The organism is Bacillus sp. GMa5/1 (assembly GCF_050172015.1).
GTDB classification, from domain to species: Bacteria; Bacillota; Bacilli; order Bacillales; family Bacillaceae_G; genus Bacillus_A; species Bacillus_A cereus.
Genome location: NZ_JBNLYC010000105.1, coordinates 1 through 15644, shown reverse-complemented (window position 1 = coordinate 15644; position 15644 = coordinate 1). Strand labels below are relative to the sequence as shown.

The following is a 15644-nucleotide window of genomic DNA, read 5'->3' as shown; positions in this document are numbered from 1 at the left end:
TGCACCTCCAATTGTTAATTATGTGTCTAACAATTGGGGTGCACTTCACATGGATAGCCCTTTTTCTATTTTTCTAGTATTTGTCTATCAATTTTAATAGTTCTTTACTATAATATAGATAATGTTCTGTATAAAGAACGTAATGTTCGATGGGAGAGATTAAGATGCTGAAAAGACCGCGTAATTTTAAAAAGATGCTTATATTGCCGTGTATGTGTTCTATTACGTTTTATTTAGGATCTCAAATTATGACGCATACAGAAGCGGCGTTCATTCATGAAACGAAAGTAGAAGCGACGCTTTCTACAGCAATTATATTTCCGAAAACAGTTAATACGTTAAAAGAGCAATCTGAGAAACATAAACAGTTTATTGAGCGTGAGTATGGAACGATGAAGGGAAAATCGAAAGCAACTTCTATTGAAGAAATAAAACAGGCGATTTCTGTATGGCAACAAGGGCGTGAGAAAATTGTTGCTGAGAAGGAAGCCCTGCAAAATGTATATACTGAAATAGAAGCTCCTTACAATCAAATACAAGAAGAATTAAAGGTAAATAAAGATGAGTCGATGCAGCAAGTGTCCATATATGTAAATGAAGGCTTCCGCAGTATCAAAGAGAAGCGTGACTATATTGAGAAAGAAATTAGCTTGAAAGCTATTGATGAGCAAATTCAGGCTCTTCAGCAACAATTAAACGTTGCAATTGAAGCGGAAGGACAAAAGAAAGCAGAAGAACAGAAGAAAGTAGAAGAACAGAAGAAAGCAGAAGAACAGAAGAAAGCAGAAGAACAGAAGAAAGCAGAAGAACAGAAGAAAGTAGAAGAACAGAAGAAAGCAGAGGAACAGAAGAAAGCAGAGGAACAGAAGAAAGTAGAAGAACAGAAGAAAGCAGAAGAACAGAAGAAAGTAGAAGAGCAAAAGAAAGCGGAAGAACAGAAAAAGCTAGAAGAGCAGAAGAAAGCGGAAGAACAGAAAAAGCTAGAAGAGCAAAAGAAAGCGGAGTAACTGCTTTAGTGAAACAGCCGGAAAACAAGAATGTGGTGTAAGAGAGAGTGAACGAATAAGCAAGACTAGTAATATTTATACGAGTGTGAGGGAACGTTAGCCCTCACCTCTTTGTTTTTCTTTTTTCTTATAGTATTAAATGATTTGAGTGTGAAAAAAGTTATAAATTATCATTGTTTTTTTCTGAAAAGTCTAAATGATATTGAGAAATAAAAATAACTGAAAATATTAATAAATATGTGTTGTGTTTATATAGGGTTGTTCGTTATAATGAACATAAGGTTTTTAAAAAAGAACGCATATTAGCTAAGCTAATATAGTTTTCTTTACATCTCTTATTGAAAAATAAGTGATAAAAATATAAAAAAAAGCTAGGGGGAATTGATTGTGAGTCTGAAAAAGAAATTAGGTATGGGAGTTGCATCAGCAGCATTGGGGTTAGCTTTAATTGGTGGAGGAACATTTGCATTCTTTAGCGATAAAGAAGTATCAAACAATACATTTGCAGCTGGGACGTTAGACCTTACATTAAACCCTAAGACGCTTGTAGATATTAAAGATTTAAAACCAGGGGATTCTGTTAAGAAAGAGTTCTTATTACAAAACAGCGGTTCGTTAACTATTAAAGACGTTAAATTAGCAACAAAGTATACTGTTAAAGATGCAAAAGGTGATAATGCTGGTGAAGACTTTGGTAAGCACGTTAAAGTAAAATTCCTTTGGAACTGGGATAAACAAAGTGAGCCTGTATACGAAACAACTTTAGCAGACTTACAAAAAGTTGATCCAGATCTTTTAGCTAAAGATATCTTTGCTCCTGAGTGGGGAGAAAAGGGTGGATTAGCAGCTGGTACAGAGGATTATCTATGGGTACAATTTGAATTTGTAGATGATGGAAAAGACCAAAATATCTTCCAAGGTGATACATTGAATTTAGAATGGACATTCAATGCTAACCAAGAAGCTGGGGAAGAAAAATAATAAAAAAAGCGGGTATTCCCGCTTTTTTTTATAAAGAAAAAGAAGTGCTGGTTGTAAGCACTTCTTTCTATTATTATTTTTGATTTTGCTTCCACTTTGTAAATTCAAGAAATTCACGAAATTGTTCTTTGGAGACACCAGAGTTCATTGCATCTTTAACGAGTTGTGTCCATTCGGAGTCTAGGTTAGTTTCCTTTGTTGTTTCATCATGAAGTAAAGTATCAACTGGAATTTGTAGAACTGCTGCGATCTTTTCAAGAAACTGAATGGAAGGGTTTTTTTGTAAATTTCGTTCTATAGAACTAATGTAAGATTTAGCAACGCCAGCTTTTTCGGCAAGTTCAGTTAATGAAATCCCTTTTTGTAAACGAAGGCGTTTTATACGTTCTCCAATCATATTTGCGCACCTTTCTATCAATATGTAGTTGTCTTATGATGTCATTATTATAACATAAACTTCGTTAAAAAGAACAAACCTATTGAGCCTGACTGGATGGCTTCATACGTTGGAAAAATTGCTCGATGTCTTGCATGGCGATACCAGCATCTAGAGCTTCAAGTATTAAATCAATCCATTCTTGATCCAGTGCGTCTGTCTTATCTTTGTACAAATGTAATTCCTCCCTAATTATCGGTCATAATTGCTGCTACAGAATACATGATAATGAAATCCGATTTTGTGTTTTATATAGTGAATTATCAAATATTGTGTAGATGAAACAAAGATAAAATCCCCATTAAACTCCCTCTATGGAAATTATAAATTGTTCGATAAAAACTTTCAATATTTTCAGAAAACATTGTTGAATTGTGATATATTCGTATGCTAACTATGAAATTTTTACAAATATATTAAAAACATTACATAATATGACTAAATATTGAAAAAATATTGAATTTTTAATAAAATTTAATTTGTAATACATATTATTTATTAGGGGAGGAAATAAGGGATGAACAAGAAACCGTTCAAAGTTTTGTCATCAATCGCATTGACAGCTGTATTAGGCCTTTCATTCGGAGCTGGCACTCAATCTGCATATGCTGAAACGCCTGTGAATAAAACAGCTACGAGCCCAGTGGATGATCATTTAATTCCGGAAGAACGTTTAGCAGATGCATTAAAAAAACGTGGGGTAATTGATTCGAAGGCTTCAGAGACAGAAACAAAGAAAGCAGTCGAAAAGTATGTAGAGAACAAAAAGGGTGAAAATCCTGGGAAAGAAGCAGCGAATGGGGACCAACTTACGAAAGATGCATCTGACTTTTTAAAGAAAGTGAAAGATGCGAAAGCAGACACGAAAGAAAAATTAAATCAACCAGCAACAGGCACACCTGCAGCGACAGGCCCAGTTAAAGGCGGTCTAAATGGTAAAGTACCAACTTCTCCAGCGAAACAAAAAGACTATAACGGTGAAGTTCGTAAAGACAAAGTACTCGTTTTACTTGTAGAGTACGCTGACTTTAAACATAATAATATCGACAAAGAGCCTGGATATATGTATTCTAACGATTTTAATAAAGAACATTATGAAAAAATGTTATTCGGCAACGAGCCATTCACATTAGATGATGGAAGTAAAATTGAAACGTTTAAACAATATTACGAAGAGCAATCTGGTGGTAGTTATACTGTAGACGGAACAGTTACAAAATGGTTAACAGTTCCTGGTAAAGCTGCTGATTACGGTGCAGATGCTCCGGGCGGAGGCCATGATAATAAAGGACCAAAAGGGCCACGTGATTTAGTAAAAGATGCATTAAAAGCAGCTGTAGATAGTGGTATTGATTTATCAGAGTTCGACCAATTTGATCAATACGATGTAAATGGTGATGGGAATAAAAATCAACCAGACGGTTTAATCGATCACTTAATGATTATTCATGCGGGTGTTGGACAAGAAGCAGGCGGTGGTAAATTAGGCGATGATGCAATTTGGTCGCACCGTTGGACAGTTGGACCAAAGCCATTCCCAATTGAAGGTACACAAGCGAAAGTACCATATTGGGGTGGAAAGATGGCAGCATTCGACTACACAATTGAACCAGAAGATGGAGCAGTTGGTGTATTCGCACATGAATATGGTCACGATTTAGGTCTTCCAGATGAGTACGATACACAATATAGTGGTCAAGGTGAGCCGATTGAAGCTTGGTCTATTATGAGTGGCGGAAGCTGGGCTGGTAAAATCGCTGGAACGACGCCAACGAGTTTCTCACCACAAAATAAAGAGTTTTTCCAAAAAACAATCGGTGGTAACTGGGCAAATATCGTAGAAGTAGATTACGAGAAATTAAATAAAGGTATCGGTCTAGCGACATATTTGGATCAAAGTGTTACGAAATCAGCAAGACCAGGTATGATCCGTGTTAACTTACCAGATAAAGATGTTAAAACAATTGAGCCAGCATTTGGAAAACAGTATTACTACAGCACAAAAGGTGACGATCTTCATACGAAGATGGAAACACCGTTGTTCGATTTAACGAATGCAACGAATGCAAAATTTGATTTCAAGTCATTATATGAGATTGAAGCAGGTTATGATTTCCTTGAAGTACACGCTGTAACAGAAGATGGTAAACAAACGTTAATTGAAAGACTTGGTGAGAAAGCAAATAGTGGAAATGCAGATTCGACAAATGGAAAATGGATTGACAAATCATATGATTTAAGTCAATTCAAAGGCAAAAAAGTAAAATTAACATTTGATTACATTACTGATGGTGGTTTAGCATTAAATGGATTCGCTCTTGATAATGCTTCATTAACAGTAGATGGTAAAGTAGTATTCTCTGATGATGCAGAAGGTACACCACAATTAAAATTAGATGGTTTCGTTGTATCTAACGGAACAGAGAAGAAAAAACATAACTACTATGTTGAGTGGAGAAACTATGCTGGGGCAGATAACGCGTTGAAATTTGCTCGCGGTCCAGTATTTAACACTGGTATGGTTGTATGGTATGCAGATTCAGCTTATACAGATAACTGGGTTGGTGTACATCCAGGACACGGTTTCCTTGGTGTAGTTGATTCTCATCCAGAAGCAATTGTTGGTACTTTAAATGGTAAACCAACAGTTAAGAGTAGTACACGATTCCAAATCGCTGATGCAGCGTTTTCATTTGACAAAACGCCAGCTTGGAAAGTCGTATCTCCAACGCGTGGAACATTTACGTATGATGGCTTAGCAGGCGTACCGAAGTTTGATGATTCTAAAACGTATATTAATCAACAGATTCCAGATGCAGGACGTATTTTACCGAAGCTTGGTTTGAAATTTGAAGTAGTAGGACAAGCTGATGATAATTCTGCAGGTGCTGTTCGTTTATATCGTTAATACTGTAAAACTACCGAGAGATTTTCTTTCGGTAGTTTTTTTGTGAGCAATGAATTTTATATAGCTGAAAAAGTCATATATAATGTAACCTTAAGAATAGAAATTTGTTATATATGAAGTTTATATAAATAATGAAAGAATTGGATAAAAATAGTGGGAGAAGGTGAGTGAATGAGTATTTCCTCTATTGTAAGTAGGCAAAAGGAATATTTTTTAAAAGGGCATACGAGAAGCATCGAAATGAGAAAGAATAATTTGAAGAAGCTTTATGAAGGCATTCAGCGTTTTGAAGAAGAAATATTTCAGGCATTGAAATTAGATTTAAATAAGTCAGTTCACGAGTCGTTTACAACGGAAGTTGGATATGTATTAAAAGAAATTTCCTTTCAATTGAAACATATGTCATCGTGGAGTAAACCGAAACGAGTTCGAACAGCACTTACTCATTTTGGATCAAAAGGAAAAGTAGTGCCAGAACCGTATGGTGTGACGCTTATTATTGCACCGTGGAACTATCCTTTTCAATTAGCAATTGCACCACTTGTAGGAGCACTGGCAGCTGGAAATACAATCGTTTTAAAGCCGTCAGAGTTAACGCCAAGCGTTTCAAAAGTGCTTAAGAGAATGTTAGATGAATTATTCCCAGAAGAGCTTGTAGCGGTAGTAGAAGGTGGCGTTGAAGAGAGTACATCTTTGCTGAAGGAACCGTTTGATTATATTTTCTTTACTGGTAGTGTTGGCGTTGGAAAAGTTGTAATGGAAGCAGCAGCGAAACAGTTGACGCCGCTCACTTTAGAACTTGGCGGGAAAAGTCCTTGTATTGTACATAAAGATGCAAAGATAGAGATGACAGCAAGAAGAATTGTTTGGGGTAAGTTTTTAAATGCAGGGCAGACGTGTGTAGCGCCTGATTATATGTACGTGCATTCTTCCGTGAAAGAAAAGCTAATTGAGGCACTGCGACATGAAATTACAGAGCAGTATAGTAAAGAACCTTTACAAAATGAAAATTACGTGCGTATTGTAAGTGAGCGTCATTTTGAACGATTATGTGGATTCTTACAAGATGGTCAAGTCGTAATTGGTGGAAACTATGAGAAAGATACTTTACATATTGAACCGACAGTACTAGCGGATATTACATGGCAAGATGCTGTTATGGAAGATGAAATTTTTGGTCCGATTTTACCAATCATAGAGTACGACAATATAGAAAATGTAATTGGCACAATCCAGCAACATCCGAAGCCGTTAGCGTTATATGTATTTTCTGAAGATAAAGAAGTACAAAAGAAAGTGACGAGTAATATTTCATATGGTGGAGGCTGTATTAATGATGTTGTCTATCACCTTGCTACGCCATATTTACCTTTTGGGGGTGTTGGAAGTAGTGGATTAGGGGGTTATCATGGGAAAGAAAGTTTTCGGACTTTTTCACATTATAAAAGCATTTTAGCCCAATCTACAGCATTCGACATGAAAATTCGTTACTCTTCTACAAAAAGTGCTTTAAAATTCATACGAAAGTTGTTAAAATGATGATGGTGTTTATCAGTAGGCGTAGCCGTATGATAATAGCCCCTTCGCAATGGAAGGGGTTTTTCTGTTCGACGTTATGTATCAGGCGAAAATGAATCAAACATACTACATAAAGAATAGAAACGAACGCTTGCTAAATAACCATTTTTGTTTGGATCGAAACAAAAAATAGTCTATAGAACATAAATATTTATTCATGAATATAAAAATTTAAAATTTAAGGTAGATAGGACGGGAAAATGAAAAAGATTATTAAAGTTGAAGCAGTTGAAAAACATTTTGGAAATCAAGTGATTATCCCACCTCTTTCTTTAGATATTAAAGAGGGAGAGTTTTTAACAATTTTAGGGCCGAGTGGCTGCGGGAAAACGACGTTACTTCGTATGATCGCAGGATTTGAAACTCCAACTAAAGGGAATCTTTTATTAGATGATGAAAGAATTAACGATTTGCCGCCATATAAGCGTCATATGAACCTAGTGTTCCAACATTACGCACTATTCCCACATATGACAGTAGAGAAGAATATTTGTTTTGGTATGAAAATGCAGAAAGTATCAGCAGCAGAGCAGAAAGAGCGTGCTGAAGAGGCAATGCGTTTAACGCAGTTACTTGAGTTCCGTAATCGTAAACCTGCGAAGCTTTCTGGTGGACAACAGCAGCGTGTTGCAATTGCAAGAGCGATTGTAAATAATCCGCGTGTATTACTATTAGATGAGCCACTTGGAGCGCTTGACTTTAAGTTACGAAAAGACTTGCAACGTGAATTGAAAAACTTACAACGTAATTTAGGAATTACGTTCATATACGTAACGCACGATCAAGAAGAAGCAATGAGCATGAGCGATCGTATTGTAGTTATGAATAAAGGACATATCGAACAAATCGGAACACCGAAAGAAATTTACAATAAGCCGAAAACATTGTTCGTTGCGACATTCATCGGTGAAAATAATATTGTGAAAAACGGGGAAGGCTATGTAGCAATTCGCCCTGAAAATGTAAAAGTACGTTCGGTTGAAGAGTCAATTTTAAAAGAATACCATCTTGGACATATTGAAGATATCGAGTTTGTCGGAAATATGGAGAAGCTTTATGTACGTGATGAGAAAACATCAGAATTACTAATGGCATATCAAACTGCTGAAGAGGCAGCACAGTGGAGCATTGGAGATAATGTATATGTAGGCTGGGAGCAAGAGGACGAGGTGACCTTAAATTGAAAAAAGGGAAATTACTCGCACTACCTACAGTCGCGTGGCTGTTAATTTTCTTCCTAATCCCGCTCGTATTCGTATTAGGATTCGCCTTCATGCAGCGCGGAGCTTACGGGACAGTAGAAATGCAATTTACGCTGGAGAATATATCCCGTGTGTTTGATCCATTATACTTAGGAACGTTATGGGAAACTGTTAAAATTGCAGTTATTACAACAGTAATATGTTTATTAATTGGTTATCCGTTTGCGTATACAATTACAATTGTTGACCGCAAATACCGCTCTATTCTTTTATTATTGGCAACGATCCCGTTTTGGATTAACTTTCTTGTTCGTTCATACGCATGGATTGTTATTTTACGTTCACAAGGTCTTGTGAATACGTTGTTATTAAAGCTTGGCATTATTAGTGAACCGTTAAATTTATTATATAATACTCCTTCTGTAATACTCGGAATGGTCTATTCTTTATTACCATTTATGATTTTACCAGTGTATGCAGCAATTGAGCAGTTGGATAAGCGTAAGCTAGAAGCGGCTTATGATTTAGGAGCAACACCAATAAAGGCATTTTGGAATATAACAGTGCCGATGACGATGTCAGGAATTGCGACTGGTTCTATTTTAGTATTCGTTTCTTCTATCGGAATGTTTGTTGTATCAGACGTGATGGGCGGATCGAAAGTAGCATTAATTGGAAACGTTATTCAAAATCAATTCTTAGGTGCACGTGACTGGCCGTTTGGATCTGCGTTATCGATTATCGTTGTTCTATTCTCTGTTCTGTTAATTTACTTATATTATCGTGCAACGAAAGTATATAAATATAATGAGAACGGAGGGGAATAGGCAAAGATGAAGAAGTTTTTAGTTTCTTATTCTTGGTTAATTTTGTTATTCTTGTATTTTCCAATGATGGTTTTAATGGTCTATTCTTTCAACGACTCTCGCATTAATGCGGAGTGGGAAGGTTTTACATTCCATTGGTATACAGATTTATTTCAAAAACAAGATGTTATTGATGCATTTGTAAATAGTATTACGATTGCAGTTATAACAACGATTGTGACAACGGTACTTGGTGTATTCTTTGCAATCGCTTTACATCGTTATAAATATCGTTTTGAAGGGGCTATTAATGGCCTTGTATATTTACCAATTTTAATTCCTGATATTTTAATGGGATTATCTTTACTAATTCTTTTCAGCCAGTTAGGAATGGAACTTGGACAAACAACGATTATTATTGCACATATTACATTTAGTATTTCGTTTGTTGTTGTTATTTTAGCTGCGCGTCTTTCAAGTATGGGACGTGACTTAGAAGAAGCTGCAAATGATTTAGGAGCAACGCCTTGGCAAACGTTTCGTTATGTAACGTTCCCAGCAATTGCACCGGGAGTTATTTCGGCAGCATTATTAACATTCACATTATCAATTGATGATTTTGTAATTAGTTTCTTCGTATCAGGACCAGGATCAACAACATTGCCACTATACATTTACAGTATGGTTAAGCGCGGAGTATCACCAGAAATCAATGCTCTTTCTACAATTTTAATTGTTGCTATCGTAGGATTAATGGTTCTATCTGAAATCTTCCGGAATAAAGGTGCAGATGGTGAAGAAAACTCTGGAGGACACCTTCCTTTATAATACGAACGATATAGAAAGTACAAGGGGGTAATAAACCGATGAAATTAATGAAAAGAATAGCTGGCGCAGCAATTAGTTTTAGCCTTGTTGCTGGTGTGCTTGCTGGTTGTGGTGAAAAGAAAGAAGAATTAAATATTTATAGCTGGGCTGACAATTTTGATGAGCAAGTGCTAAAAGATTTTGAAAAGAAATATAATGTGAAAATTAACTATGACAAGTACGCAAGTAATGAAGAAATGCTTGCGAAATTACAAGCTGGTGGCGCAAAGTATGACTTAATCCAGCCGTCTGATTACATGGTTAAAACAATGGCGAAAATGGACTTATTAGCGCCGTTAGATAAAAAGAATATCCCGAATATCGAAAATATGGTTTCTAATTTCAAAACACCTGCGTTTGATCCAGAGAATAAATATTCTTTAGTGTACACTTGGGGTGTAACAGGGATTGCATACAATAAAAAGTATGTGAAAGAAGCACCTACAAGCTGGGCGGACTTATGGAATGAGAAATATAAAGGACATGTAACGTTACTGAACGATTCTCGTGAAGTATTAGGAGTGGGTCTTAAGAAGCACGGGTTCTCAAACAGTACGAAAGACGATGCACAATTAAAGACAGCAGCAGATGATTTAAAGAAGCTGCTTCCAAACTTATTAGCATTTGATACAGATAACATTAAACAAAAATTCATTACAGAAGATGCTTGGATCGGAACAGTTTGGTCTGGAGATGCAGCATTTATCGCAAAAGATAATAAAGATGTAGAATATGTTGTACCGAAAGAAGGCGGCACAATTTGGGCTGATACGTTAGCAATTCCAAAAGGTGCAAAACATAAAGAGCTTGCTGAGAAATTTATGAACTACTTACTAGATGAAAAAGTAAGTGTGAAAAACTACGAGTCAATTGGTTACAGTAATCCAAATGAAAAAGCTCATCCTCTTCATAGTAAAGAATACCGTGATAATCACATGATTTTCTTAACGAAAGAAGAGTTAGATCGTACAGAATGGCTTGTTGATGTAGACGATAAGTTAAAAGACTATGATCGTTACTGGACAGAGCTAAAAACAAAAGGTAAATAAGTAAGGAAATGCGGTTTCTAAAGTAGAAATCGCATTTTTTCATAGTAGGAGGAAATCGTTTGAAGAAGAAGTTACATCAGTATGAGGTAATGTGTATCGGTTTGTTATTTGCTGTATTTGGTATTGTTGCTTGGCGCGTACATGCAGGTGGCGTTACAGTGATGGATACATATGTCCGTGGATTAGTAAGAGGGCTACAAACGGAAAGTTCTCTTATATTTTTCTCGTACTTTACAAAATTGGGATCAGCAATTGGGATAGTCACTACGCTCGTTATAAGTTTGCTTGTTTTTTGGAAGAAGCGTTATTATGCTGCGATGATTGTATATCCAATGGGGATTTTAATAACACATCTTGTGAATAAAGGGATAAAAGAGATTGTAAAGAGAGAACGTCCGTCATTAAATGAAGCGCTAGATGCACTTGGATATAGTTTTCCTAGTGGACATGCAATGCTTTCGATTATGACATTTGGATTTCTTACTTATATCATTGCTGCTAATTTGAAAAGCGTAGCTGGGAAATGTGTCACAACGATTTTGATGGGTATAGTAATTTTATCGATTGGATTAAGTAGAGTCATTTTAAATGTACATTACCCAACTGATATTTTAGCTGGTTACTGCGTAGGTGGTATTTTGTTAATTATCGCGATTTACTACCATCGTTTACTTACTGAGAGATTAGGGCTTAATAAAGAGAGATAGAAAAACGTCTGGAAAAACTATTATTATAGTTTTTCCAGACGTTTTTTGTTTATATCAAGATGTGATACAGTATAAGTGACAATTGAATTATTTAAAGTAGGTGAAAATGTGTGAAGACAAACGTACATAAAGTTGATAAGTGGGGGAAGTTAGGAGCCTTTTTGTATCAGTTTCGTTATACAGTAATTGTAGCGTTACTGTTGCTCGCAATCGCACTTGGGATTTTTGCTCCAAGGCTACCGGGAGTATTAGGTGGTGACGGTTTCCAAACGGAAGGCGACTATCAAAAAACAAAAGAAATTTTAGATCAAGATTTTAAGAAGTCTCAAGATACGCTTCTGCTCGTTTTTGAGAAAAATAAAGATGCTTCGCATGAGGAATTTAAAAAGCGAATAGATGAAATTGTAAAGAATGTTCAAGAGAAAGAGAGCTATGAATCTTTCCATCACCCAATCCAAAATAAAGAAATGCTACAAGATGACATCGGTTATGCGACAATTTTATTTTCCGGGAAAACAAATAAAGAAAGAATGGAAAAGACATTACAATTTGCTGATGAGATTGAGAAAGAAAGTAATGTAGCATTAAAAGTAACACCTACAGGATTTCCGAAAATTAATCAAGAGATTAATGAAAGAACGCAAAATGATTTAAAAGTAGCAGAAATGATTGGATTACCAATTGCGTTTCTTGTATTACTATTTTCGTTTGGTAGTCTTTTGGCATCAATTTTACCGATTTTGAATGGGGCGCTTAGTGTTATTAGTACGATGGGGATATTGTATTTCATCGGTGTTGATAAAGAACTATCTATTTTCGTGTTAAACGTTGCGCCGATGATTGGACTTGCATTATCTATTGATTTTGCGCTATTATTTGTGAACCGTTTTCGAGAGGAAGTTGCTAAACGAACGGTAAAAGAAGCGATAGCAATTACATATCAAACGGCAGGACGTGCGATTGTATTTTCAGGATTATGCGTATTTGTTGGGTTATCCGGTTTGTTTTTCTTTAAGATAGATTATATTCAATCTGTCGCGATTAGCGGAATGATTGTTGTCATTATGAGCATTTTATTCTCACTCACACTTCTTCCAGCACTATTATCGTTAATAGGTAAAAGAATATTAAAAAAGAATCAAGTAGCACATACGCCGGCAAAAGCATGGCGTAAATTTGCACAATTTGTGATGAAACATCCAATTGCAATGATTATTGTTGTTACAACATTTATTGTTATTTGCTTATTACCGTTACGTACAGCTAATTTGCAGTTCCCTGGTGTTGAAGCTTTACCTGAAAAGAGTGATACAAGGATTGCATATGAAAAGTATGAAGAAGCATTTAATGAAACTGTCAAAACACACGCTGATGTTACGTTAGTTGTAGAGACGAAAAAAGATATGAAAGAAAAAGAAAGTCTACAAAAGATAGAAGAAGTCGTTCGAAAGTTAAAAGATGATAAGAAAGTACATGAAGTAAGAAGTTTATACGACGGGTTAACTGGAATGAAAGCAGATCAAGTTGTTGGAATATTGCAGTCGCCAGAATCAGCGAAACTAACTCCTGTATTTGAAGCATACACGCAAGGGAATAAGACGACGATAGAAATCTTTTTGAAAACAAAACCACGTACAGAGACTGCAAAACAGTGGGTACGTGACTTTAAAAAGAACTATAAAGAAACGGATGTTACGTATTATCTAGGCGGAATGACGACGTTTCAACAAGAATTAGAAGATGAAATTAAAGATAAAGTTGTAATTGGTATGTCTGTTATATTTGGATCGACCTTTGTTATATTATTATTTGCATTCCGATCTATACTCATTCCAATTAAGGCAATTGTTATGAATATACTTAGTTTAAGTGCAACCATTGGAATTGTTGTTTGGTTATTTGAAGGTGGTCATTTCGGTTTAGAAGCAAGTCCGGTTCTGTTTGTCTTACCAATCTTCATTTTTGGCCTCGTATTTGGGCTTAGTATGGATTATGAAGTATTTCTTATTTCACGTATTCATGAGCTCTATGAAGAAACAGGAGATAACGATCAAGCAACGTTAGAAGGGCTCGTTTCAACAAGTAGAATCATTACATCAGCTGCTTTAATAATGATTGTTGTAACTGGTGCATTCGCATTTACTGATATTTTACCAGTAAAGCAGATGGGGCTTGGCGTTGCATTAGCAATATTTCTTGATGCAACAATTATTCGTCTTATGCTCGTACCAAGCTTAATGAAGTTATTTGGAGACTGGAACTGGTGGTTACCATTTCGAAAAAAACGAGAAAAAGCATCGTAAAAAATGCTCATCAATATGATGAGCATTTTTTATGAATAGCAAAGCCTACATTTTGCAAATAGTATGTGATAAGAACATTACATAATAAGTAGGTGAAGGCAATGTTTCGTTATTTTAAGTTTAAGTTAAATGATACAGTACAGTTTGCTGAGAACGATGGGCATATGTATCGCATTGTCGGTTATCGGTTAGAAAAAGGATTTTATCCAAAAGATGAATGGACTCATATCATTTATGAACTACTTAGAGAATTTGACGGGTATACGATGGATGCAGAAGAGGAAGAACTTGTAAAGGTCGTTCAAGTAGAGGATGAGTATTACAAAATACAAGAAGTATCAGGTTATCGCTATCCAGTAAAAATGAAACAAAAACAACAAGTGATGAAAATAGAAAAGATGGACGATTTATTAGATGCTTACAATGATTATAAAAGGTTGGCGGATTTCTTTAAAGATTTATCGTATGAACAAAAAGCTGAAGAAGTATTATTAGAAATGAAAAGACTTAGAGCTTGAGGGGCAGTCTATTATAAGACTGTCCTCTATTTTTGACAGTGCATCAAAGTGTGTTTTCCGTTACAATGAGAGAATCAATAGAAATAAGGTGATAAACAGTATGGAAACAAAGAAAAAGGGCGAATGGTGTGAAATTATCGTTCCAGCTAAATGGAATGGTATAAGTATTGAATCGGTATTAAAAGTAGAATGGGAAATACCGAAAAAGCTATTACATCAGCTTCGTATGGAAAAAGGTGTTACGGTTAACGGGGAACAAAGAAGATGGAATGAGCTTTTAAAAGAGAACGATAAGTTACAAGTCCATATGTTTGCGGAGGAAGAGTACGGTGTAGATCCAGAATATGGTGAATTACATGTAGTATACGAAGATGATCACGTACTTATCGTAAATAAACCAGAGCAAATGGACACACACCCTGCTGAAAAAGGTGGAACCGGGACGCTTGCAAATCTTGTTGCTTTTCATTTTCAAATGCAAGGTTTAGAGACGAAGGTGCGTCATATTCATCGTTTAGATAAAGATACGACAGGTGGTGTCGTGTTTGCTAAGCATAGAATTGCTGGTGCAATTATGGATCGTCTATTAATGGAAAGAAAAATTAAAAGAACGTACGCAGCGCTCGTTGAAGGGAAAGTAAAGAAGAAACAAGGAAAGATTGATGCTGCTATCGGAAGGGATCGCCATCATGCTACAAGGCGTCGTATTTCTCCAAAAGGTGACCAAGCTATCACATATTATAAAGTAGAAAAGTATTTTAAGAAGCAAAACACGACTTTCGTAACGTTACAATTAGAAACGGGTAGAACACATCAAATTCGTGTTCATATGAGTCATAATGGTAATCCACTAGTTGGGGATGTATTATATGGTGGACAAACAAAATATATGTCCAGTCAAGCATTGCATGCGATGAAGATAAATTTCTTGCATCCAATTACGAAAGAAGCAATTGAAGTTGATGTGCCGTTTCCTACAAAGTTAAATAAAAAAATAAAAGAATTTCAAAAAGAAAATGCATAAAGTATAAGTTTTAACTTGAAAAAAGTAGATTTTTGCAGGGATTTCTCTAAAAGAAGCGAAGCCGTTAAGAGAAAAGAGAGGTGAGAATCACTTGATCAAATATAAGTATGTACTTGGAATATTTTTCGCTTGTCTTTTACTTACTCTATTTCTCTATCCCTATTTACCAAATCGTATGGCAGTACATTGGAATGTAAATGGTGAGCCAAACGAGTTTATGAGTAAACAAGTTGTTGTAGCATTTATTCCCTGTTTTAT

At 35.7% G+C, this 15644-nt stretch carries 15 protein-coding genes; 13 read left to right on the top strand and 2 right to left on the bottom strand.

The window, feature by feature from the left end:
- The first annotated feature begins 164 nt into the window (after positions 1-164).
- Together ACQGSG_RS20290 and calY are read left to right on the top strand one after the other, a co-directional pair.
- Positions 165-1007, top strand: a complete 843-nt coding sequence (locus ACQGSG_RS20290; RefSeq protein WP_426947906.1) for a DUF4047 domain-containing protein — start codon at positions 165-167, stop codon at positions 1005-1007.
- Positions 1008-1394: 387 nt separating this feature from the next.
- The gene (gene calY / locus ACQGSG_RS20285; RefSeq protein ID WP_000053713.1) at positions 1395-1988 is read left to right on the top strand and encodes a biofilm matrix protein CalY; all 594 of its coding nucleotides are present in this window, start codon (positions 1395-1397) and stop codon (positions 1986-1988) included.
- Positions 1989-2061: 73 nt separating this feature from the next.
- On the opposite strand, the gene ACQGSG_RS20280 is transcribed toward calY, so the two are convergent.
- Both ACQGSG_RS20280 and ACQGSG_RS20275 read right to left on the bottom strand, forming a co-directional pair.
- Complete coding sequence (locus ACQGSG_RS20280; RefSeq protein WP_000578885.1) at positions 2062-2385, bottom strand: helix-turn-helix domain-containing protein; 324 nt, start codon at positions 2383-2385, stop codon at positions 2062-2064.
- Between the two features lie 79 nt (positions 2386-2464).
- Positions 2465-2599, bottom strand: a complete 135-nt coding sequence (locus ACQGSG_RS20275) for an anti-repressor SinI family protein (protein WP_000276219.1) — start codon at positions 2597-2599, stop codon at positions 2465-2467.
- A gap of 342 nt (positions 2600-2941) precedes the next feature.
- Between ACQGSG_RS20275 and inhA1 the strand changes: the two genes are divergently transcribed.
- The 11 genes from inhA1 to ACQGSG_RS20220 all read left to right on the top strand — a co-directional run.
- The gene (gene inhA1 / locus ACQGSG_RS20270; RefSeq protein ID WP_001035946.1) at positions 2942-5332 is read left to right on the top strand and encodes a M6 family metalloprotease immune inhibitor InhA1; all 2391 of its coding nucleotides are present in this window, start codon (positions 2942-2944) and stop codon (positions 5330-5332) included.
- A 171-nt stretch (positions 5333-5503) separates the two neighbouring features.
- Positions 5504-6871, top strand: a complete 1368-nt coding sequence (locus ACQGSG_RS20265; RefSeq protein WP_000028382.1) for an aldehyde dehydrogenase — start codon at positions 5504-5506, stop codon at positions 6869-6871.
- A 239-nt stretch (positions 6872-7110) separates the two neighbouring features.
- The gene (potA, locus tag ACQGSG_RS20260) at positions 7111-8094 is read left to right on the top strand and encodes a spermidine/putrescine ABC transporter ATP-binding protein PotA (protein ID WP_000720336.1); all 984 of its coding nucleotides are present in this window, start codon (positions 7111-7113) and stop codon (positions 8092-8094) included.
- Positions 8091-8939 carry a spermidine/putrescine ABC transporter permease PotB gene (gene potB / locus ACQGSG_RS20255; RefSeq protein ID WP_000715500.1) on the top strand — a complete coding sequence of 283 codons (849 nt, stop codon included), beginning with the start codon at positions 8091-8093 and terminating at the stop codon, positions 8937-8939. Before potA ends, potB begins: the two co-directional genes overlap by 4 nt.
- Positions 8940-8945: 6 nt before the next feature.
- A complete protein-coding gene (gene potC / locus ACQGSG_RS20250) occupies positions 8946-9746 on the top strand; it encodes a spermidine/putrescine ABC transporter permease PotC (protein WP_000714192.1) in 801 nt (266 codons plus the stop codon).
- Between the two features lie 38 nt (positions 9747-9784).
- Positions 9785-10834 carry a spermidine/putrescine ABC transporter substrate-binding protein PotD gene (gene potD, locus ACQGSG_RS20245; RefSeq protein ID WP_000772485.1) on the top strand — a complete coding sequence of 350 codons (1050 nt, stop codon included), beginning with the start codon at positions 9785-9787 and terminating at the stop codon, positions 10832-10834.
- A 59-nt stretch (positions 10835-10893) separates the two neighbouring features.
- Entirely contained in the window at positions 10894-11541 is a 648-nt protein-coding gene (locus ACQGSG_RS20240) for a phosphatase PAP2 family protein (protein ID WP_000727790.1), read from the top strand.
- 110 nt (positions 11542-11651) lie between these two features.
- Positions 11652-13844: an MMPL family transporter gene (locus tag ACQGSG_RS20235; protein ID WP_048568808.1), complete on the top strand. Its 2193-nt coding sequence runs from the start codon at positions 11652-11654 to the stop codon at positions 13842-13844.
- Positions 13845-13945: 101 nt separating this feature from the next.
- On the top strand, positions 13946-14362 hold the full coding sequence (locus ACQGSG_RS20230) for a hypothetical protein (protein ID WP_000490301.1): 417 nt from the start codon (positions 13946-13948) through the stop codon (positions 14360-14362).
- A 100-nt stretch (positions 14363-14462) separates the two neighbouring features.
- Entirely contained in the window at positions 14463-15386 is a 924-nt protein-coding gene (locus ACQGSG_RS20225) for an RluA family pseudouridine synthase (RefSeq protein WP_000448320.1), read from the top strand.
- Positions 15387-15477: 91 nt separating this feature from the next.
- Positions 15478-15644, top strand: a 167-nt coding sequence (locus tag ACQGSG_RS20220) for a DUF1648 domain-containing protein (protein WP_426947908.1), incomplete at its 3' end; no start/stop codon positions are given.